The sequence below is a fragment of the Bacillus australimaris genome, from assembly GCF_001307105.1.
Taxonomy (GTDB): domain Bacteria; phylum Bacillota; class Bacilli; order Bacillales; family Bacillaceae; genus Bacillus; species Bacillus australimaris.
In genome coordinates this window covers 118,238-137,696 of record NZ_LGYN01000029.1, presented here as the reverse complement: position 1 = coordinate 137,696, position 19,459 = coordinate 118,238, and the positions used below count along the sequence as shown (strand labels likewise).

At 42.4% G+C, this 19,459-nt stretch carries 21 protein-coding genes; 9 read left to right on the top strand and 12 right to left on the bottom strand.

Annotated features, from left to right (window positions below; genetic code table 11):
- Nucleotides 1–17 precede the first annotated feature (17 nt).
- The 3 genes from AKG37_RS17110 (at nt 18) to comJ (ending at nt 2,778) form a co-directional block, all read left to right on the top strand.
- Complete coding sequence (locus tag AKG37_RS17110) at nt 18–446, top strand: NucA/NucB deoxyribonuclease domain-containing protein (RefSeq protein WP_060699911.1); 429 nt, start codon at nt 18–20, stop codon at nt 444–446.
- Between the two features lie 127 nt (nt 447–573).
- On the top strand, nt 574–2,271 hold the full coding sequence (locus AKG37_RS17105) for a methyl-accepting chemotaxis protein (RefSeq protein ID WP_060699910.1): 1,698 nt from the start codon (nt 574–576) through the stop codon (nt 2,269–2,271).
- A gap of 120 nt (nt 2,272–2,391) precedes the next feature.
- On the top strand, nt 2,392–2,778 hold the full coding sequence (comJ, locus tag AKG37_RS17100; RefSeq protein WP_060699909.1) for a competence protein ComJ: 387 nt from the start codon (nt 2,392–2,394) through the stop codon (nt 2,776–2,778).
- On the opposite strand, the gene AKG37_RS17095 is transcribed toward comJ, so the two are convergent.
- Together AKG37_RS17095 and AKG37_RS17090 are read right to left on the bottom strand one after the other, a co-directional pair.
- The gene (locus tag AKG37_RS17095; protein WP_060699908.1) at nt 2,765–3,586 is read right to left on the bottom strand and encodes an AAC(3) family N-acetyltransferase; all 822 of its coding nucleotides are present in this window, start codon (nt 3,584–3,586) and stop codon (nt 2,765–2,767) included. The genes comJ and AKG37_RS17095 overlap by 14 nt on opposite strands.
- 28 nt (nt 3,587–3,614) lie before the next feature.
- Complete coding sequence (locus AKG37_RS17090; protein ID WP_060699907.1) at nt 3,615–4,031, bottom strand: Lrp/AsnC family transcriptional regulator; 417 nt, start codon at nt 4,029–4,031, stop codon at nt 3,615–3,617.
- Between the two features lie 120 nt (nt 4,032–4,151).
- On the opposite strand from AKG37_RS17090, the gene AKG37_RS17085 reads away from it, so the two are divergent.
- Nucleotides 4,152–4,916, top strand: a complete 765-nt coding sequence (locus tag AKG37_RS17085; protein WP_060699906.1) for an MBL fold metallo-hydrolase — start codon at nt 4,152–4,154, stop codon at nt 4,914–4,916.
- 44 nt (nt 4,917–4,960) lie between these two features.
- Here AKG37_RS17085 and AKG37_RS17080 read toward each other — a convergent pair whose 3' ends face one another.
- Nucleotides 4,961–5,293, bottom strand: a complete 333-nt coding sequence (locus AKG37_RS17080) for a YckD family protein (protein ID WP_060699905.1) — start codon at nt 5,291–5,293, stop codon at nt 4,961–4,963.
- A 178-nt stretch (nt 5,294–5,471) separates the two neighbouring features.
- Here AKG37_RS17080 and AKG37_RS17075 point away from each other — a divergent pair, with 178 nt between their 5' ends.
- Both AKG37_RS17075 and AKG37_RS17070 read left to right on the top strand, forming a co-directional pair.
- Complete coding sequence (locus AKG37_RS17075; protein ID WP_060699904.1) at nt 5,472–6,344, top strand: transporter substrate-binding domain-containing protein; 873 nt, start codon at nt 5,472–5,474, stop codon at nt 6,342–6,344.
- Between the two features lie 12 nt (nt 6,345–6,356).
- On the top strand, nt 6,357–7,034 hold the full coding sequence (locus AKG37_RS17070) for an amino acid ABC transporter permease (RefSeq protein WP_060699903.1): 678 nt from the start codon (nt 6,357–6,359) through the stop codon (nt 7,032–7,034).
- A 33-nt stretch (nt 7,035–7,067) separates the two neighbouring features.
- On the opposite strand, the gene AKG37_RS17065 is transcribed toward AKG37_RS17070, so the two are convergent.
- The 5 genes from AKG37_RS17065 to AKG37_RS17045 all read right to left on the bottom strand — a co-directional run bounded on the left by AKG37_RS17065 (nt 7,068) and on the right by AKG37_RS17045 (nt 13,277).
- Complete coding sequence (locus tag AKG37_RS17065; RefSeq protein WP_060699902.1) at nt 7,068–8,366, bottom strand: arsenic transporter; 1,299 nt, start codon at nt 8,364–8,366, stop codon at nt 7,068–7,070.
- Nucleotides 8,367–8,493: 127 nt separating this feature from the next.
- Nucleotides 8,494–9,732: a PucR family transcriptional regulator gene (locus tag AKG37_RS17060; RefSeq protein WP_060699901.1), complete on the bottom strand. Its 1,239-nt coding sequence runs from the start codon at nt 9,730–9,732 to the stop codon at nt 8,494–8,496.
- Between the two features lie 125 nt (nt 9,733–9,857).
- The gene (gene pruA / locus AKG37_RS17055; RefSeq protein ID WP_060699900.1) at nt 9,858–11,405 is read right to left on the bottom strand and encodes an L-glutamate gamma-semialdehyde dehydrogenase; all 1,548 of its coding nucleotides are present in this window, start codon (nt 11,403–11,405) and stop codon (nt 9,858–9,860) included.
- Nucleotides 11,406–11,428: 23 nt separating this feature from the next.
- Nucleotides 11,429–12,346 carry a proline dehydrogenase family protein gene (locus AKG37_RS17050; RefSeq protein WP_060699899.1) on the bottom strand — a complete coding sequence of 306 codons (918 nt, stop codon included), beginning with the start codon at nt 12,344–12,346 and terminating at the stop codon, nt 11,429–11,431.
- A gap of 160 nt (nt 12,347–12,506) precedes the next feature.
- A complete protein-coding gene (locus AKG37_RS17045; RefSeq protein ID WP_060699931.1) occupies nt 12,507–13,277 on the bottom strand; it encodes a nucleotidyltransferase domain-containing protein in 771 nt (256 codons plus the stop codon).
- Nucleotides 13,278–13,369: 92 nt separating this feature from the next.
- Between AKG37_RS17045 and AKG37_RS17040 the strand changes: the two genes are divergently transcribed.
- Entirely contained in the window at nt 13,370–13,684 is a 315-nt protein-coding gene (locus AKG37_RS17040) for a hypothetical protein (RefSeq protein ID WP_060699898.1), read from the top strand.
- Between the two features lie 35 nt (nt 13,685–13,719).
- Here AKG37_RS17040 and AKG37_RS17035 read toward each other — a convergent pair whose 3' ends face one another.
- A complete protein-coding gene (locus AKG37_RS17035; RefSeq protein ID WP_060699897.1) occupies nt 13,720–14,676 on the bottom strand; it encodes an acetylxylan esterase in 957 nt (318 codons plus the stop codon).
- Between the two features lie 248 nt (nt 14,677–14,924).
- Here AKG37_RS17035 and AKG37_RS17030 point away from each other — a divergent pair, with 248 nt between their 5' ends.
- Nucleotides 14,925–15,710, top strand: a complete 786-nt coding sequence (locus tag AKG37_RS17030; protein ID WP_060699896.1) for a carbon-nitrogen family hydrolase — start codon at nt 14,925–14,927, stop codon at nt 15,708–15,710.
- A gap of 167 nt (nt 15,711–15,877) precedes the next feature.
- On the opposite strand, the gene AKG37_RS17025 is transcribed toward AKG37_RS17030, so the two are convergent.
- Nucleotides 15,878–16,795 carry a LysR family transcriptional regulator gene (locus AKG37_RS17025; protein WP_060699895.1) on the bottom strand — a complete coding sequence of 306 codons (918 nt, stop codon included), beginning with the start codon at nt 16,793–16,795 and terminating at the stop codon, nt 15,878–15,880.
- Nucleotides 16,796–16,913: 118 nt separating this feature from the next.
- Between AKG37_RS17025 and AKG37_RS17020 the strand changes: the two genes are divergently transcribed.
- A complete protein-coding gene (locus AKG37_RS17020) occupies nt 16,914–17,687 on the top strand; it encodes a class I SAM-dependent methyltransferase (RefSeq protein ID WP_060699894.1) in 774 nt (257 codons plus the stop codon).
- 279 nt (nt 17,688–17,966) lie between these two features.
- Here the strand turns inward: AKG37_RS17020 and AKG37_RS17015 are convergent, their stop codons facing one another.
- Together AKG37_RS17015 and AKG37_RS17010 are read right to left on the bottom strand one after the other, a co-directional pair.
- Nucleotides 17,967–18,524 (bottom strand): shikimate kinase, encoded by a 558-nt coding sequence (locus AKG37_RS17015; RefSeq protein ID WP_060699893.1) that lies wholly within the window; start codon nt 18,522–18,524, stop codon nt 17,967–17,969.
- A gap of 85 nt (nt 18,525–18,609) precedes the next feature.
- On the bottom strand, nt 18,610–19,383 hold the full coding sequence (locus tag AKG37_RS17010) for an IclR family transcriptional regulator (RefSeq protein ID WP_060699892.1): 774 nt from the start codon (nt 19,381–19,383) through the stop codon (nt 18,610–18,612).
- Nucleotides 19,384–19,459: the final 76 nt, after the last annotated feature.

Sequence of the window (19,459 nt, the reverse complement as noted above, 5' to 3'; positions counted from 1 at the left end):
AAAGAGAGTTAGCATCTATGAAACTTCTTAAAATCATTCTCTTGCTTTTATTGATTGTCATTGGTGTAGCAACAGGCTATGTCAAACTCGAACAAGGGAAACAAGAGACGGCGAATTCAACTTATGACAAAACCATTCACTTTCCATCAGATCGATACCCTGAAACAGCCAAGCATATAGAGGAAGCGATTGATGAAGGTCATTCATCTATTTGTACAATTGACCGTAAACATAGCGACGAGCAGAGAGACCGATCACTGCATGGCGTTCCAACAAAACGCGGATATGATCGGGATGAATGGCCAATGGCGATGTGTAAAGAGGGAGGCACAGGAGCTTCTGTTAAATATGTACGTCCTTCAGATAATAGAGGAGCAGGCTCTTGGGTCAGTCATCAACTATCCGATGATCCTGACGGCACAAGAATTCAATTTATCATCGATTAGCAGCCTTTCCCTTTTCTATCTAAAAAAAGTATCGCGCAACTGTCTGCAGGTATTTCAAACATTTTTTTCATGCCGATAATCCTTAAGGAGGGATATCCTACCTTATACCTAAAGGAGTCAAAAAAGCATGAAGAAAAAGGGGAAACTGAGGCTTGGTGCCAAAATTTTGCTGATTTTTTTAAGTGTTCTCATCATCTTTTCCGCAGTTGTTGGATATGTGGTGAATCGCGAAATGACAGAAAACATCAAGCAAATGGCCACTGAAAAAGCAAAAGGTGATTTAAAACTAGGCTACGCCTATCTAAATGAAAAAGTGGCTGGTTCGTGGCAGATAAAAAAAAACAAGCTATACAAAGGAAATACTCAAATCAATGACCAAGACACATTGGTTGACCAATTAGCCGAATATACCGGTGATACAATCACGATTTTTCAAGGAAATACACGTGTTGCCACGAATGTCATGTTAGATGGGAAACGAGCTGTAGGTACAGAGGTTTCTCCTGAAGTGAAAGCCACTGTTTTAGATAAAGGTGAGAACTATTACGGCACAGCAAATGTTGCTGGGAAAGATTATCAAACGGCTTATATGCCGATTAAAAATGAAGCAGGCGAAACGATTGGTATTTTTTATACCGGCGCCAACCAAAGCATGATTTCACAAATGCTTCAGTCATTCTATATACAATTTGTCATCGTCCTTTTGTTCAGTTTGATTGTTTCAGTTATCATCATTTCTATTTTCACAAAACGGATTCAAACACGCCTCAAGCATTTGGCTTCCGCCATTAAGAGTGCAGGCGAAGGTGATTTAACCAGCAATGTGATGGATACTACCGGCGATGAATTGTCTGATCTGGCTGGCCATTTCAATAAGATGCGGGACAAACTAAATCAAACTATTTTAAATGTCATGAACACGTCTGAATTAGTGGCCACATCCTCTGAGCAGCTGTCTGCGAGCGCAGAAGAAACGAGTGCAGCATCAGAAAAAATCACCCACACAATCCAAGACGTTGCACAATCATCAGAAGAACAGTCGGCTCAAATGACAGCCAATGAGGACACGATCATTCAAGTATCTAACGAGCTGGCAAACATCACTGAAAATGCGGGACAAATGACTTCAAGAAGTCAATTTGCACAAGAAATGGCCCAAAAAGGTGTACAGAATATTGGTGAAATTCAGTTACAAATGACATCTATTTCAAAATCTATTGAAGAAAATGGGACAGCGATTCAAGCATTGGAAACACGTTCAGCTGAAATTGATCACATTTCCAGCGTCATTACAGATATCGCCAGCCAGACAAACCTGCTTGCTCTGAATGCAGCAATTGAAGCAGCCCGGGCAGGTGAGCATGGAAAAGGGTTTGCTGTTGTCGCAGACGAAGTGAGAAAGCTCGCTGAGGAATCTCAAGCATCATCAAACATGATTTCCCATCTTATTTCTGAAATACAAAAAGAGATGACTCATTCAACGAATGCCATCAAACGAGTAAGAGAGGAAGCGGCGCAAGGGGTTATCCTTATTTCTCATACAGAGGAATCATTTCATGATATCCAGCAGTCAATGAGAGAAATGGCAGATGGCATTAAGCATTTATCAAGTGCATCACAAAAAATCGCAGCTTATACAAACGATGCGAAACAGTCTTTTGCCTCTATCACAGAAGGCGTTAAACGAACGAGTGAACATTCACAGCAAGTAGCCGGTTTAACAGAAGAACAATTTGCCGCAATGGAAGAAGTAACAGCTTCATCAGAAGCACTTGCCCATTTGGCAGGAGATTTAAAAGCAATGGTCTCACAATTTCACATCTAGATCCCTCAACAAGTAGCGCAAGACGGCGACAATCGTCTTGCTGCCTAACATTTTCCTCAAGAATCACTCTTTCAACCATTCACGTTCTAATGAAAATCCATGAATAAAGGAGTTTTTTGTATGAACAATTTAAACCAAACCTATTTCCTATCTATCTCCTATCACCAAATCACCGTATACACAGGGAGCGAAACACCACCTGTCATTGATTGGACAGATGATGACATTCTTCAAGGATTCACAACTGGAGATCAAGGTGTTTCCTTTGAAGGGATCAATAATGGAAAGGCGTCCATTATTGTGACATTAAATGGCGATGAGCCCCAAGTCTCAATTGATAGAGCCATAACCGTGCCATTTACACATGCAAGTGATCAAGTTTATATCACAAGTGTCATGGACCAGGTGCTGTCTTTCTCCATTCCAAAGGGAGACTATCAGCTCACCTGCTCTACCTCACAGCAGTCTGATCAAGATGTTTATTATATCAATTTCAAAGCTGTGTAGATGACGACTGATCGTATAGATCAAGCCACTCTTCCGCATAGTCTACCGATTCCTTCACCGGCAATAAATATGAACTGGCAAGGCCGATTTGACCGTGATGATGGGTGCCTCCTGATTTCAGGAAATCAAGACCAATCTGATCAAATAGTTCTTCTCTTGTGATGATATCTTGGTACTCCTTCCATACCCTCCACCCATTTTCTAAAATAGGAGCTCCTCTTGTCATGAGGTCCTGCTGAGGAATCCGGTATTCCGCTAGATGAAAAGCTGTCACGCTTTCAAATGACGTACCAATTAGCAGTACTTGAGCCTGAAGATCATACATGCGGCCAAGAGGCGAATGCTCTCCTAATCCAAAAGAAAGTTCATGGTGTTTCAATATTTCATGTTTCCTTTTCCCCCAAGCTGTAAATGAAAAATGAGGATGATTGCTTCTCGCCACGCCTGGGTATTTCCAAAAGGTTTCCGCTACCTTTCCCATTGCTGTTGGCACCGTGTAAGCTGGATCAAATGCAGGCATTGTATCTTTGATCGACTTCCACCATGAATAAGGAACAGGCGGATCGATCCAATCGGCGGGATCAGAAAGCTCTAACGTTTGTGCCGGCATAATCAGTGTTCCCTCTTCTGTTAAGGTTTCCATCAATGCTTGTATGACGGCTACAGCGCCTCCGTTTACCCAACCGATAGATGATAATGATGAGTGAACACATAAAATCATGCCTTTTTTCACACCAAGTTGAACCAAATCGGCTTGGATTCTTTCCTTTGTCATCGGTTCAGCTTGATTTTCAATTAATTTTTGCATCGTTTCTTTTCCTCCTGCGTCTCTTCCATTACTGATGAATGAGACGTTTAACCGCAATCGACAGTTTGTAATTTGCGTAATTTGTCAGCTCCGTTAAAAACTGATCAAGTTCATCATGACTGGAGAAATGCCCTTCAGCCATATAACAGCCATCACCACTTATTTTGAACAGATTTTTGATTTCTTCCTTTTGATCAAGAAACGTCAGAAGTGGTTCATGATGATAACTGCGGGTATAGAGCTGCAAAAATGTTTGAATGGTTTGCTGTGTCCTCCAATCAATCGATATGGTATAGGCTTCAATTACACCTTCTTCTTCCAGCTTTAACACACGATTTGCCACCGCTTGACCGGTTAAATGAACTTTTTCACCTAGAGCTTTCATGGTCAATCGGCTATTCTTTGATAGTTCTTTTAAAATATTCATATCTGTTTGATCTAGCATTGCATTGGCTCACCTCTTTCAAAAATCAAGCCCTTCTGCCAAAAGACTTTCATGATCCTCTGTCACATAGAACTCTTTTAATATACTGTAAACTTAATCAGAAAAAAAGGATGCCTTTTTATGAAAATCACGCTCATTCGCAATGCTACTTTATACCTTCACTATGGTCAGTCAACTTTCTTAATCGATCCCTTTTTAGCAGCCAAAGGAACATATCCACCGTTCCCCCATACAGCCAATCAACATTTGAACAATCCTATTGTGGATCTTCCTGTAAACATTGATTTAGAGAATATCTTACACCCAGATGCTGTCTTACTCACTCATTTACATGTGGATCACTTTGACGATGAGGCAAAGAAGAAATTAGCTCAGGATCAGCCAATTTATACTCAATCAGAAAAGGATCGAAAAGAAGTTGAAGAAGCTGGCTTTCAGCATGTCACATGCATTGAAGAGGAAATAGACATATGCGGCGTTCATATTAAACGTACAGGCGGACAGCATGGAACAGGAGAAACTGCAAAGCGGATGGGACAGGTCAGCGGTTTTGTTTTCTCTCATCCTGATGAACCGACCCTTTATATTGCAGGTGATACCATTTGGTGTGATGAACCGAAAGAAGTTGTGAATACATGCAAGCCAGATGTCATTGTGGTCAATAGCGGAGCGGCTCAATTTTTAGAAGGCGATCCGATTACAATGACCAAGGAAGAGATTTTAGACATTCACCGTTCTCAGCCAAAAGCTCAAATTGTCGCTTGTCACCTTGAAGCTGTGAATCATTGCTTGTTAACAAGAGCTGATTTAGATGCTTTCATTCAAGAACATCATGCTGATCAAGCCATTTTTGTCCCACAAGATGGGGAAAGTCTCACCTTCTAAAAAATTAACAATAAAAAACCGGCACCTCGTTGCCGGTTTCATCATTATGGGCGATGGTGCTGTGGTTTTTTCAGTAACGGAACAAATCCGTTATTTTTCAGATGATTGTAATGCTCATCCATTCGTTTTGTGATGTGTGTACCTTGTTCCTTTGTTAGCACGCCATACTGTACATATTTCTCAATGACTTCTTTTCGCTTAGAAAGAATTTGCTGTTCTAGGTTTTCAATTTGTTTTTGTTGTTCCGTTGTTAATTTCACTTGATGTGTCACCGGGCGCTTTTCCATTTGCGGTGTTTCTCCATAAGCCGTTCCTATATGGAATCCAAATAACAGCATCATCGACAATATGAGCAGGCCACTTATTTTTTTCTTCATTGGTGTTCCCTCCTTTATTCGCCTTTATTTTGTGTACACTTTCCTTTTTTATACATTATTTCAAAACGCAAATTGCCTATAATATTCTTACTTTTTCACTTTTCTTCTGAAAACGTTGTCCTAACATAAAAAGCGTGCTATGTTTTGTTTTGTATAAAAAATAGAGGAGGATTCTTAAATGAGTCGTTTTTATCATAAAAAACCGATATGGATCATGCTTGTTGTGTCTGCCTTCATCCTTCTGATGTCTGCTTGCAGTCAATCAGGCTCATCCCAATCTGGAGAATCAAAATGGGATCAGATTAAAAAGAAGGGAAAAATCGTGGTGGCTACTTCAGGCACGCTTTATCCAACGTCTTATCATGACACTTCTAACGGCAAGGATCGATTGACGGGCTACGAAGTAGAAGTCGTCAAAGAAGCGTTTAAACGCCTTGATGTGAAAGTAGAATTTAAAGAAATGGGCTATGATGGGATGCTGAGTGCCATTAATTCTGGTCAAGTGGATGCCGCTGCAAACGATATCGACATCACCGATGACAGAAAAGATAAATTTGCCTTTTCAACCCCTTATAAATATTCCTATGGAACGGCGATCGTACGGAAAGATGATTTATCTGGCATTAAGACGTTAAAGGATTTAAAAGGAAAGAAAGCGGCAGGTGCTGCGACAACGATTTATATGGATGTTGCACGCAAGTATGGTGCAAAGGAAGTCATTTATGATAATGCAACAAATGAACAATACTTAAAGGATGTTGCAAATGGCCGTACAGATGTCATTCTAAATGATTATTACTTACAGACACTGGCTCTTGCTGCATTTCCTAAATTAAATATTACGATTCACCCTGACTTGAAATACATGCCGAATGAACAAGGCTTTGTGATGAAGAAAGACAACAAAGAGCTTCAAAAAGAATTGAATGGTGTATTAGCAGGCATGAAAAAAGACGGCACAATGAAAAAGATTTCTGAGAAATTCTTTAATCATGCAGACGTCTCAAAGAAAATTGATGCTGATGTCGAAGATGTCGACATTTCCAAATAAGGAGCCGCAATCGTGGGAGATATTCATTTAGAATATATATTTAATCCTGCACTGGCAAAGGCGTCATTTCCGTTTGTCATGAAAGGCATCTGGCTGACGCTGCTCATTTCCTTTGTGAGCATGTTTTTTGGTACGATTCTTGGCTTTTTTATCGCTCTTGCCAGGATGGCGAATACATGGATACTTTGGCTGCCTGCACGGCTGTATATCTCATTCATGCGAGGCGTGCCCATTCTGGTGATTTTGTTTATTCTTTATTTTGGATTTCCTTATATCGGCATTGAGTTCACAGCGGTCACTGCTGCCATTATTGGATTCAGCTTCAATAGTGCCGCCTATATTGCAGAAATCAACCGAGCAGCCCTTTCCTCTGTTCCAAGTGGACAGGTGGAAGCCGCTAAGTCATTAGGTCTCAGCTATTGGCAGACGATGCGTGGTGTCATTTTGCCTCAATCAGTCCGCATCGCACTGCCACCATTGACCAATGTCATGCTCGATTTAATCAAAGCCTCCTCCCTGGCAGCGATGATTACTGTACCAGAGCTCTTCCAGCAAGCAAAAATAGTGGGCGGACGAGAATTCGATTATATGACCATGTATATTTTGGTCGCACTCATTTACTGGGGCATTTGCAGTGTGGTCTCATTGCTTCAAGACTTTTTAGAAAAACGCTATGCGAAATATTTGTAGCAAAAAAGAGCAGATCTCATTGATCTGCTCTTTTTAATGAATAAGCCATAACCACACATATAACCCGAGTAAAGTGAGGATCAAGGTTGGGATGGTCAGGATGATTCCGGCTTTCATGTAAGCCCCCCAAGAAATATGGACGCCTTTTTTCTTTAGGACATGGAGCCACAGCAATGTCGCCAATGACCCGATCGGCGTCATTTTCGGACCAAGATTGGAGCCGATGACATTGGCATAAATCAGTCCGTCTCTCATGACACCTGCTGTATCGGTATGTCCGATGGCAATCGCATCAATTAAAACGGTAGGCAGATTGTTCATCACAGAGGACAGCACCGCCGCAAGTACACCCATGAACATTGTTCCTGCAAGCAAGCCATGCGATGCCCCTTGTTCGATCCACGCCGCCAATATTTCTGTGAGCCCGACATTCTTTAGACCATATACAACGACGTACATGCCGATCGAGAAAAACACAATGGACCACGGTGCTTCTTTGATCACTCGCTTTGTCGCCACTTGCGGACTTCTTCTCGCCAGCCACAAGAAAGCAAGGGCAATACCTCCTACGATGATGGACACCGGAACACCGATCAGTTCCCCAGCGAAATAACCAACAAGCAGACAGCCGAGCACATACCAAGATAAGCGGAACATGCGGATATCCCGAATAGCTGACGACGGTTCCTTCGCCTGTGACAGATCATAGGTTTTTGGGATGAGTTTTCGGTAAAACACATAAAGAACCAGCATGCTCGCTCCAAGTGACACAAGGTTTGGCACGAACATGTTCGCTGTATATTCTAGAAAACCAATATGAAAATAGTCAGCTGATACGATATTGACTAGGTTACTAATGACAAATGGCAAGGAGGTTGTATCTGCAATAAAGCCGCTTGCCATCACAAAAGGCAGCACCATGCGCTCATCCAGTTTCAACGCTCTCACCACAGATAAGACGATTGGGGTCAAAATCAGTGCCGCTCCATCGTTGGCAAAAAAAGCAGCCACAACAGCGCCGAGCAATGTTAAATAAATAAACATGCGGACACCGTTGCCTCTTGCGGCTTTTGCCATATGCAGTGCAGCCCATTCGAAAAAACCGATCTCATCTAAAATTAATGAAATGATAATAATGCCTATAAAGGCAAAGGTCGCATTCCATACAATTTGCGTCACTTCCCACACATCGCCTAGATGAACGACACCAAAGGCAAGCGCAAGAATGGCGCCTCCACATGCTGACCATCCAATGGTGACACGTCCTGGCTGCCAAATGACAAGGACGAGGGTCATGATGAAAATCAAAATAGCTAAGGTGACTGATCCCAAAGGTGGCCCCCCTTTCACTTTTCTCATAAAATCTTTATCTATCATACAACGAAACACAGCAGTTGTATGCCATTTTCGCATTTCACATGAAAATCCGCAGGTGATTTAAGTGCACCTGCGGATTCCATCATGAAGATTGATCTTTTTTCATCAGCATCAATTCAATAAATAACTCACATCGCTGACTAAAATGACTTAAGTCGATCGAGGTCATATCAAAAATTTGTTTCATTCGGTAGTTTAATGTATTTTGATGAATGAACAACTGCTCTGATGCTGGTTTTAGCTTGCAGTTATTCAATAAGTAGACTTCCAGCGTCCTTAAAAACGAGGTTTGGCTCTCGCGGTCTTTTTCCTTCAAGCGTAACAAATCTGGATTAAAGTCGTTTTTCTTTTTTTGATGGCTGTAAATGGAGTCTAAAAAACGGAAGACGCCTAAATTCTCGTAATCATATGGAATCAATTCTTGTCCTCCGACAATTTTCACTGCCTTCACGACCTCTATCGCTTCAAATCGACTTGTACTCATTTTCATGACATCTCGATACTCTCTTCCCATCCCGATATACAAAGGGGAAGGATGGGCGTGCGTTTTCGATTGCAGATGTGCGATGACATCAGCAGCCGTAGCTTTCGGTGAGTGACGGTCTGAGAGACTCCCTAATATGACGACAATGTCTGCTTGAACCGAATAGACGTGATTCACCTTATCCTCTAGCTGCAAATATGTTCTAATTACATCCTTCACATCTTCTGCCGTCTCACTTTTGTTATCGGCAGCGTGTACGACCATAACGGTAAAGACGGCTGGCAGTGGAATGCTTAAGTTCTCAGCCTCCCATTTCAGCTCTTCTTCTGTATAAAAATGATCATCCATGACCTTTTTGAAAAATTCCTCAATCTTGCCTTCCTTTTTCTCAAGCTGTTTCTTGTTTTTATAAATCACTTTTCCAACTTGAAAGGAAGCTTCATGTAAGAACTGCAGCTCCTCATGAGAGAGGGAGTCCTCGATATCCTGCACCCAAATAAAGCCCACAACCTCTTGTTTATGCTTGGCGCTCACAGCCACCCGCCGATTAAAACCGAGCTCGTCATGACCGCTCACATAAAAAGGCTTTGAATCAGTGTGAAGCCGCTCAATGACCCCTGTTTTCTTTAACCAATCGACCACAGACCCCGGACATTCCTTTGAGAAAATCGTTTGCTGATTCACTGGGTCAAACTGCTGAATGCTGTAAGAATTATAAGCAAGGAGCTGACACTCTGTGCTTTCTAAAATGACTGGTTTCTTTAAATAACCGCTAATAAATGCAATTAATTTATCGACATCAAAAAATGTGTGAAGCTTTTCTAATATCTCTTCCATCCCGATTGCTCCCTGATTAAGTGATACATTTATCATACTTCTTTCCAGTCAGATTTGTATAGAAACAAGTCGTAGACAGGCAAAAAAAGCATGAACCAAACTGCACAGGTCCATGCTTTTCCATATTAAAACATTTCACTAATCGTTTTTGCCTGCATATGCAGTGCTAGGTAATCTGGCCCGCCTGCTTTTGAATCCGTTCCTGACATTTTGAATCCGCCAAATGGATGGTATCCAACGATAGCTCCTGTACAGTTACGGTTAAAGTAAAGGTTCCCCACATGGAACTCCTGCTTCGCACGGTTGATGTGATCACGATTATTGGTAATAACCGCACCCGTTAAACCGTATTCTGTGTTATTGGCTACTTCAAGTGCCTCATCAAAGCTAGAGACTTTCGAGAAGGCCAAGACTGGTCCAAAGATTTCTTCTTGCATCAAGCGGGAAGTTGGCTCAAGATCTGCAAAAATGGTCGGGTGGATGAAGTATCCTTCCGAATCATCACTCGTTCCGCCAGTGACTAAGCGACCTTCCTGTTTGCCAACCTCGATATAATCGGTGATCTTGTCAAAGGACGCTTGATCAATGACAGGTCCCATATAGACATCCGCAGAAAGTGGATTGGCTGTTGTTTTCGTTTCTGTGATTTCCTTCACTCGCTCAACCACTTGGTCATAAAGCTTCTCGTGGACGACAGCCCGAGATCCAGCCGAACATTTCTGACCTGAAAAACCGAAGGCTGATGTGAAAATGGCGTTAGCCGCTAATTCAACATCTGCATCTTCATCCACAACCACTGTATCTTTACCGCCCATTTCAGCAATGACACGCTTTAAATGCTGCTGACCTGGCTGCACTTTTGCTGCGCGTTCAAAGATACGTGTCCCTACTTCTCTTGAACCAGTGAATGTAATCAGGCTTGTTTTCGGATGATCAACTAAATAATCTCCAACCTCTGCCCCGCTTCCTGGTACAAAGTTGACAACACCTTTTGGCAGACCAGCTTGCTCAAGCTCTTCCACAAAACGGGCTGCAATGACAGGCGTCGCACTTGCTGGTTTTAAGACAACCGTATTTCCTGTGACGATCGGAGCTACTGTTGTACCTGCCATGATCGCAAACAAGAAGTTCCACGGTGGAATAACGAGCGTCACGCCAGTTGGTGTGTACACGTATTGATTGCGTTCCCCTTCGCGGCTGTTTACTGGTTTGCCTTTTGCCAGCTCCAGCATTTGACGGGCGTAATACTCTAGGAAGTCGATCGCTTCTGCTGTATCTGCATCTGCTTCATTCCAAGGCTTACCTGCTTCTTTTACAAGAAGAGCTGAATACTCATGCTTTTTACGGCGAATGCTTGCAGCAGCACGGAATATGACACCCGCTCTTTCTTCTGGAGATGTGTAGCGCCATGTTTCGAATGCTTTCGCCGCAGCTTGAACCGCTTGTTCTGCCTCTTCCTTCCCAGCCTTTGATACAGTTCCAACGACTTCATCCTTTTTCGCTGGATTGATTGAAACAATCTGGTCTTTCGTTTCAATTCTTTCTCCATTAATCACGAGTGGATAGGTTTGACCAAGAGATTCTGTTACTTTAGCTAATGCTTGTTCAAACGCTTTTCGGTTTTCTTCCTGGCTAAAATCCGTGAATGGTTCATGCTTGTAAGGTGTTGTCATCTTTGTCACGCTCCCGTTTCAAATTATTTTCTCGTCATCCCTTTTAAAGCAAAGGCAATGTTTGCCGGCCGTTCTGCAAGACGTCTCATGTAATAGCCATACCACTCTCGTCCATACGGGGTATAGACCCTCATTTGATAGCCTTCCTTCACAAGTGCCTGCTGCGTTTCTGATCTCATGCCATACAGCATTTGAAATTCGAACTGACTTGTCTGTATATTGTGTTTTTTCACAATATTTTTCGTGAACTCGATCATTTGATCGTCATGTGTCGCAATGGCTGTATAGTTCCCTGTGAGTAATTGCTTTTCGATCAGCTTTTGATAATTGTGATCGACGTCTTTTTTGTTTGGATACGCCACATCGGCGGATTCCTTATAGGCACCCTTTACAAGTCTTAAAAATGGATGCAGCTCATTTAGGTCATCAAGATCCTTTTCTGTTCTGTACAAATACGCCTGCAAGACCGTACTGACATACTCATATTGAGATTTCATCTCTTTAAAAATGTCCAGCGTTTTTTGACAGCGCTGTTCATCCTCCATATCGATTGTTACCATGATCCGGTGTTTCTCGGCCGTATCTAAAATGCTTTTCATATTGCGATACACAAGGTCATCGTCAATATCCAAGCCAAGTGATGTCATTTTGAGTGACACGTGAGAATTGAGCTTGGCCTCTGCAATCCGCTGAATGGTTTGAATACACTCAATCGTCCGCTCATTTGCAATCTCTGCCTTTGTGACAAACTCACCAAGGTGATCGACTGTCACGGCCATTCCTTGTTCATTTAATCGTTTGATGACAGGGATGGCACTTTCAAAATCCTTCCCTCCGATGATTTTCTTAGATGCAACAGCACTTCCCCAATTACGAGCAATATGGTTCAAGAGACTGCTCTTTGACAAAAACAAGAAGAAATTTCTTGTGACCGACTCCATAAAGGGCACCTCCCACTCTTTGTAAGCTATGTCTTTATTGTAAGGCTCATGAGCTGTCCGCTACAATATTTGAAGATGACAAAAATTCTGACTTTTTTTGTGGTTTTATCACAATAAGAGATAAAAAAGAGCCTGCCTCCTCCGGCTGGCTCTTCCCTGCTTACGCCCACACCTCATCAAGGGTAGACTGCATCAGCTCATTTAATTCTTGCATCAGATGATCTTTCGGCTGATTGTAGCTTTTCACCAATTCTTGAAAACGCGCCAGCTCTTTGTCGATAAATGGATGGACATATGCAAGCCGGTTCTCTAAATCCATCTCTACACCGTCCATTTTGCGTTTGAGCAGCTCATGAATTTCAGCTAAAAGCGGTCCATCCTCCACAAGCTCTTGTAACAATTCATGAAAATCCATCGGTGGAACCGTCCGGTAGCGTTCAATCCACTGACAAGCAAGCAGGGGACGAAGTACATAAAAATACTTCTTGATTCGGACTTGCTCTTCTCGTAAATATTGACTCTCATTCCGCTTCGCCATGTTGAGGTAGTGATACATCAAAGCCGCAGGATAAAAGGCTCGATCCTTTAAGTCTCTTAGCTGTTTTGCCAACGAGAAGGATTCAGCATAGATGATGTCAGAGGACAGCCATTCCATGATGGACGGATTCGATTTATTGAATAAGCGAAGTGCCTTTCTAAGCTCCCAGCCGCTTATATCAAGCATGTCATCAATCGGCCGTTCAATGACATCACGTTGCTCTTCCATCGCCCAATACCATTCTTTCCGAGGAACATATAGAAAACGAACATCATAATCACTATCAGTCGAAGGAAATCCCCATGCCCGGCTGCCTGATTCAACTGCGAGGCAAATCTTGACGTCATACGTTTCTTCGATGATTTTCAGCTCTTCCTTGATTCTCTCTCTCATCATCCATCAACTCTTTCTATAGAATTCTGCATGACTTCTTCATGTTTAGGGAAAATACGAATATGACATATAAGAAAAAGGAGTTGGATCTCATGTCTATATCTCGCATCATGAAATGGATCACCGGGATTTTTGAAGCCTGTCTCGCCATCCCTGTGATTGGAGGTTTATTTATCATCAGTAATGGCTATTCACCGCTCATGGTCATGCTTATTCTGCATATTATCACACTCGTCTTATCGAAGCGAGACCAAGGACCAATGATTGGAAGTATCATCGGAATTGTCACATCATGCCTCGCCTGGATTCCGATACTCGGATTCATCCTTCATATCATCACAGCTCTTGCCCTCATTATCACGGCGTTAGTGCCTGATGAAAAAACAAGACAGAATACGAGTTATTAAAAAAGAGGCCCTCCTAGAGTGGCCTCTTTGTTCTTTTATTTGAGCAAATGCTTTTGTAAGAAGGCGAGCTTCTCTGTTTGAAAAGCCGGGATATATTCGTGTCCAAAATAGCGATACACCTTTAAGTCTTTATCTGTTTCTAAATGATTATATGCCGCAAACACAGTAGATGGCGGGGTTATTTTATCAATCAGACCAATCGCCATCAATGTTGGCTGTTTCACCCATCCAGCTAAATTGATTAAATCAAAATAGCTTAATGTCTCAAATGCCTTTTCCTCCGCTTCAGGATCACTATTTCTCCGAAAGTACGAATTGATTTCTAAATAAGGCTGCTCCAATGCGACATCCACTGCACGCTCGAAGTTTGATAAATAAGGATAATCTGCTGCTACGACCTTCGGAATGTCTGAAAGGGCTGCGGCGGCGATCGCTAATGCACCTCCCTGACTTCCTCCAATCACGCCGATTCGGTGTTCATCTACTTCGGGGAAGGATTGAACCACTTCAAGTGCACGGACGGCATCTAAATAAACACCGCGATAATAATAAGTCTCCTTGGATAAAATACCTTTTGTCATCCATCCCAAAGCGTGACCGCCTGGTGTCACTGACGTATCTTCACTGCCGCCTTGACCGCGGACGAGCATACCAAATGTCGCATAGCCATGCAGCGCCCAGTTGACGATGTCGTGAATGCCGCCATCATAGCTGGCATTATAGCCATGAAAACGAACGAGCGCTGGATGCGGACCTGATTGATCTGGTACCGCGTACCAGCCTTCAATTCGAGAGTGCCCAAAGCTTTGATACGTCAGGCGGTACACCTTGACCCCTTTCACTGGATAGTCATAAGGTTCAAGCGCTGGATCTGCCTCCACTTGACGCAGTTCTTCAAGCGATGCCTTCCAAAAGTCTGAGAAATCAGGACGTGCTGTTTTCTTTGGTTTATATTTTTTTAGATCTTCTAGTGATAAATCGTACAATTGCATATCCCACTATTCCCCTTTGTTTTATTAGTTATATATATCATACCACTCATTTCTTGATTGAGAAAGTCATTTAACAAAACCTTCTGACATTTCTATTGGCAAAGATGATGGAAACCTTTATGATAAAGAAACTGACCATAAAGACTAGATGTTCTCAGACAGAATCATCCTTTACAATATATTCATGAAGATGATCGATCGTTCATGAATTTTCACATGACATATAGCGAAAAAAGGAGGAACCCCCTATGAAAATCGCCCTTATCCAAATGGATGTACAAATTGGAGAACCTGAAGTGAACTTTAAAAAAGCAGAAGCTTTCTTAGAAGAAGCAATTCACGAGCAGCCTGACCTGATCATTTTACCCGAAATGTGGAATACCGGCTACGCCCTTGAACAAGCCGATCAGCTTGCGGATGTAAACGGTGAACGCACAAAACAGCTTTTCTCTTCCTTTGCCCGCAAGCACCAAGTATATCTCATCGCAGGCAGTGTCTTAAATAAGCGGACAGAAGATGAAAACATCACCAACACGATGTATGTCTTTAACCGCCAAGGTGAGCTTCTGTTAGATTATGATAAAATTCACTTGTTCCGTCTAATGGATGAGCACAACTATTTGACCGCTGGTGATCAGCTTGGTTTATTTGACTATAGTGAAGATGTGAAAATTGGTGCGATGATCTGCTATGACCTCCGCTTCCCGCAGCTTTCTAGAACACTTGTGAACAAAGGGGCAAAGATCCTCGTCAATACAGCGCAATGGCCGTCAGCCAGAGTGGATCATTGGCGCAGCCTGCTCATTGCAAGAGCGATTGAGAATCAGTCATTTATGATTGCTGTCAACCGGACTGGCACAAGCAGGGACACAGAATTTCCTGGACACTCCATGGTAATTGATCCACTCGGCCGCATTCTGCTTGAAACAAACGATGACGAAGACATTTATTATGCAGAAATTGATCTTCAGCTAGTAGATGAAGTAAGACAGCAAATTCCAGTGATGACGGATCAGCGTCTGGACTTATATTAAAAATGGAGTGCTGACAAAGGGCTAAATGATCTTGATTTTAGCCCTTTGTCTTCTTTTCAATGTGGAAGGACGAGCACCGAAGCGCAGACCTGACAACAAATGTGAGGGTTTGTCCGCGCACTGAGCAGGGAATTCCCCTGCTTTTTTCTATTTCATCAAACGTTTGTTTAAGTCTTTTCTTGTTTCTGATAAAGGTTCATGAAGGCTTGGGCAGCTTTTGTTAAATACCTTTCTTCCACATATGCAAACACAAGTGTGCGGGTTGGGCATGAATCAATTTGCAAATAAGTGACTTGGTTCCTTTCCTCTTGTGCTACCATTTTCGGCACGACCGTCACCCCTAGTTCGTTTTTGACCAATGCCTGTGCTGTTTGAATATGACTTGTTTCAAAAGCCACTTTTGGCTGAAAACCGTGATGACGGCACAGTTCCGTGACCACTTGCCGAAAACCGTATCCCTCTTTCAGCATAATAAATGGAACCCCTTCGAGAAGGTGAAATGGAACCACTTGATCATGGCGCTCTTTTTGCGCTGCTTGCTCGATGATATCGTTCAATTCCGCAGTTAACCAGGGCATAGCAGATTGCGGGGCTGCCAGAAGGAGTGGCTCTGTCAGCATTTGTTTCGTTTTTAATGATTCATGCTCGACAGGCATAGACAAAACAGCCAAATCCAGTTTTCCAGCCAATAGCAGACTCTCTAGCTTACGGGGTGATTCTTCTATTAATTGAACGTGAACATGAGGATACGTTTGACAGAAAGTTTTTAATAAACCTGGCAAGACATACCCGCCTGTGACGGCTGGCGCTCCGATTTTCAGTTCCTTGCCCACCTCGTACGCAGCTTCTTCCATCTCACGCAGCAAATCGTCTCGTTCCTTCAAAATGTTCTCAGCCCTTTTGATCAAGCGACTTCCTTGAGGTGTGGGCGTGACTTGTCCATACTTTCGAATAAAGAGGGGTGTGTTTAATTCCCCCTCCAACTTCTTAATTTGCTGACTTAAAGAAGGCTGTGCAATGTGAAGTTTTTCTGCTGCTTTTGTAAAACTTTGCTGCCGGTACACTTCAATGACATATTCCATCATACGTATATCCACTTTTATCACCTCATAGCTTTTAACTATTGACGCCATATGTTTTAAGTCTTAGACAAAGAACAAGCCGCATTCTACGATAGAAAGACAACAAAAAGGGGGAAAAGAAATGAATCCATATGCTAAAGCAGAGAACCAATTCTCACAGAATGCCGAGAACTATCGAGATTCACCCATATTTGCTGCCGGAGAAGAGCTAGAATGGATGAAAACCGCAGCAAATGCGAAGGGACAAGAGCATTTACTTGATATTGGCTGCGCTGCAGGACATACCGTTTTTTCCTTTTCAGACGTCATCTCTAAAGGAATCGGTATTGATGTCACACAAAAAATGATCGAGGTTGCTGAAGCACTAGCGGAAGAACGCCAGCTGACCCACATTACTTTTGAGCAGGCAGCAGCAGAAGCATTGCCCTTCCCTGATGAATCATTTGAATTAGTGACGTGCCGATTTGCTGCTCATCACTTTCCAAACCTCCCGGCAGCCATGTCTGAAATCAGCCGTGTCTTAAAGAAAGGCGGCAAATTTCTGCTCGTCGACCATTATGCACCTGAAAACCCTGTACAGGATTCATTTATTAATCATTTAAATAGACTGAGAGACCCTTCCCATGTGCGTGAAAGCTCGTTATCAGAATGGAAAGAGCTCTTCGCTGAAAACCATCTGACTAAAGAAGATATTCGTTACTGGAATCTGCATATTGATTATCAGGACTGGATGATACGCGGACGCACACCAGAAAATGTTCAAAAGGAGATCATTTCCCACCTTCATGCCGCAGACCCTGACACAAAGCAGCTCTTTCAGGTTCAATTCGATACACAGCATCAACCCATTTCCTTCTGTTTAAAAGCTGCACTGATTCAAGGAATCAAGCATTAACGTGATAGAAAAAGTCTACCTTAGTTGGTAGACTTTTTTATTTCGAAATATCAATCTTCACAGTTATTGCTTTTCATGTTCGTGATACGTCCTCCTCACGACAAGGAGTGCTGTATAATGTTTCTATTATATGATAAATCAACTGAGGCATTTTAAGCAATGTACGCAAGATAGAAGCATCGCTGAAGCCAGCCTGAGCAGCATCTTTTCTCTTCTTTTTCATCCGTCATCAAACATGGACGAATAAATAAAAAAAGTCTACCCTAAACGGTAGACTTTTTATTTCGAATATAAATCCCAGCCAAGCTTAAGTGTGTCCACAATATAATTAGCGACTTCCTCAGCCTCTAAATGATCTGTTTCCACTCTTGAGTTATGGAGAGAATAAATTTCCCGGCGTTCTTCAAACAGCTCTTTCATCTCATCGAGCGTCCGGTTGTGAAGAACAGGACGGTTTTCAATTAAGATATCAAGCCGCTGCTTCCAATTCTCCCAAGATAGATCAAGGAAAAGAACTGTACAATGCTTCAAGCAGGAGCGTTTGATTTCTTCCTGTTTAAATGCACCGCCTCCAAGGGAAACGATCTTGAGCTGCGTATGTTCACATAAATCGACGATATAATCCTTTTCAGCCTGCCGGAAGAATGCTTCTCCTTTTTGCTGAAACATCTCTGGAATCGTCATGTTGTATTTTTTTTCAATCTCCTGATCCACATCAATAAAATCTCTATATAGCTTTTTGGCAACCAGCTGCCCAATGGTTGTTTTTCCAACCCCCATAAAGCCAATGAGGACAATATTTCGCTGTCTTACAGGAATTTCTCTATTGATTTTCATGGTCGTGACACGTCCTCCTTACGACAAGGAATGCTACATAATGTTTCTATTATATGATAAATGGGGCAAGAAAAGATAGGTTATCTTAAAAATTGTGTTTAACGACGTAGCCGAGCTGCTCAGAGAGCCTCTGTGCCTGTTCTTTCACTTTTTGCTTCAGCTGAGGAATAACTTCTTCAGTAAAGCGATGGGTTGGACCAGATATGGATAGACAAGCGTTCACTTCCCCATGGATGTTAAAGATGGGTGCCGCCACTGCCGCAGATCCTACCTCCCGTTCATCGATGCTGCAAGAAGTATACGTGTCAAGAATATGTTTACGTTCCTTTTTCCAGTCATCTCCCATCACATGATCAGCCTCAGATGCAAATACTTTTTGTTGAAATTCTTCACTTTGAAATGCCAATAATACCTTTCCACCTGCACCTGCGTATAATGGCAGCTTCTCACCAATCTTGACAAGATGCCGAATCGATTGCAGCCCCTCCGCTTGTTCAATACAAACCCTGCTTGTTGAATCCATTACATACAGGTTGACGGTTTCCTTTGTTTCATCACGAAGTGCGTACATGAGCGGTTTAGCCAGTTCCCTCAACTGAATGGATTTCCCTGCTATGTATCCGAGGAGGTATAGTCTTTGCCCCAATCTGTATTTCATTGTTTCTTGATTCTTTTCCACAAAATGATTCATTTCAAGTGCCTTGAGCAGTCTCGTTGTCGTAGACATTGCTAAATTCATCTCTTTTGAAATATCCGTTAGCGTAAGCTCTTGACGTTCTTCACTAAAACAAGAAAGAATATCTAAAGCGCGCTGAACCGTACGCAGTCCTGATTCTTCTTTTGACTTCTTATCAGCCATGTTCACTTTCTCCTTTTCCCCTGTGATTTCTTATCGACATAAACGATCGATTTTGCTATAATCCATTTTAAATGTT

Coding starts and splice junctions, on each gene's coding strand:
- comJ (WP_060699909.1), top strand. CDS start 2,392: ATGAACAATTTAAACCAAACCTATTTCCTATCTATCTCCTATCACCAA.
- AKG37_RS17095 (WP_060699908.1), bottom strand. CDS start 3,586: ATGCAAAAATTAATTGAAAATCAAGCTGAACCGATGACAAAGGAAAGA.
- AKG37_RS17105 (WP_060699910.1), top strand. CDS start 574: ATGAAGAAAAAGGGGAAACTGAGGCTTGGTGCCAAAATTTTGCTGATT.
- AKG37_RS17075 (WP_060699904.1), top strand. CDS start 5,472: ATGAGTCGTTTTTATCATAAAAAACCGATATGGATCATGCTTGTTGTG.
- AKG37_RS17045 (WP_060699931.1), bottom strand. CDS start 13,277: ATGAGAGAGAGAATCAAGGAAGAGCTGAAAATCATCGAAGAAACGTAT.
- AKG37_RS17035 (WP_060699897.1), bottom strand. CDS start 14,676: ATGCAATTGTACGATTTATCACTAGAAGATCTAAAAAAATATAAACCA.
- AKG37_RS17040 (WP_060699898.1), top strand. CDS start 13,370: ATGTCTATATCTCGCATCATGAAATGGATCACCGGGATTTTTGAAGCC.
- AKG37_RS17050 (WP_060699899.1), bottom strand. CDS start 12,346: ATGGAGTCGGTCACAAGAAATTTCTTCTTGTTTTTGTCAAAGAGCAGT.
- AKG37_RS17090 (WP_060699907.1), bottom strand. CDS start 4,031: ATGCTAGATCAAACAGATATGAATATTTTAAAAGAACTATCAAAGAAT.
- pruA (WP_060699900.1), bottom strand. CDS start 11,405: ATGACAACACCTTACAAGCATGAACCATTCACGGATTTTAGCCAGGAA.
- AKG37_RS17010 (WP_060699892.1), bottom strand. CDS start 19,383: ATGGCTGATAAGAAGTCAAAAGAAGAATCAGGACTGCGTACGGTTCAG.
- AKG37_RS17060 (WP_060699901.1), bottom strand. CDS start 9,732: ATGGAAGAGATATTAGAAAAGCTTCACACATTTTTTGATGTCGATAAA.
- AKG37_RS17030 (WP_060699896.1), top strand. CDS start 14,925: ATGAAAATCGCCCTTATCCAAATGGATGTACAAATTGGAGAACCTGAA.
- AKG37_RS17080 (WP_060699905.1), bottom strand. CDS start 5,293: ATGAAGAAAAAAATAAGTGGCCTGCTCATATTGTCGATGATGCTGTTA.
- AKG37_RS17020 (WP_060699894.1), top strand. CDS start 16,914: ATGAATCCATATGCTAAAGCAGAGAACCAATTCTCACAGAATGCCGAG.
- AKG37_RS17015 (WP_060699893.1), bottom strand. CDS start 18,524: ATGAAAATCAATAGAGAAATTCCTGTAAGACAGCGAAATATTGTCCTC.
- AKG37_RS17110 (WP_060699911.1), top strand. CDS start 18: ATGAAACTTCTTAAAATCATTCTCTTGCTTTTATTGATTGTCATTGGT.
- AKG37_RS17085 (WP_060699906.1), top strand. CDS start 4,152: ATGAAAATCACGCTCATTCGCAATGCTACTTTATACCTTCACTATGGT.
- AKG37_RS17025 (WP_060699895.1), bottom strand. CDS start 16,795: ATGATGGAATATGTCATTGAAGTGTACCGGCAGCAAAGTTTTACAAAA.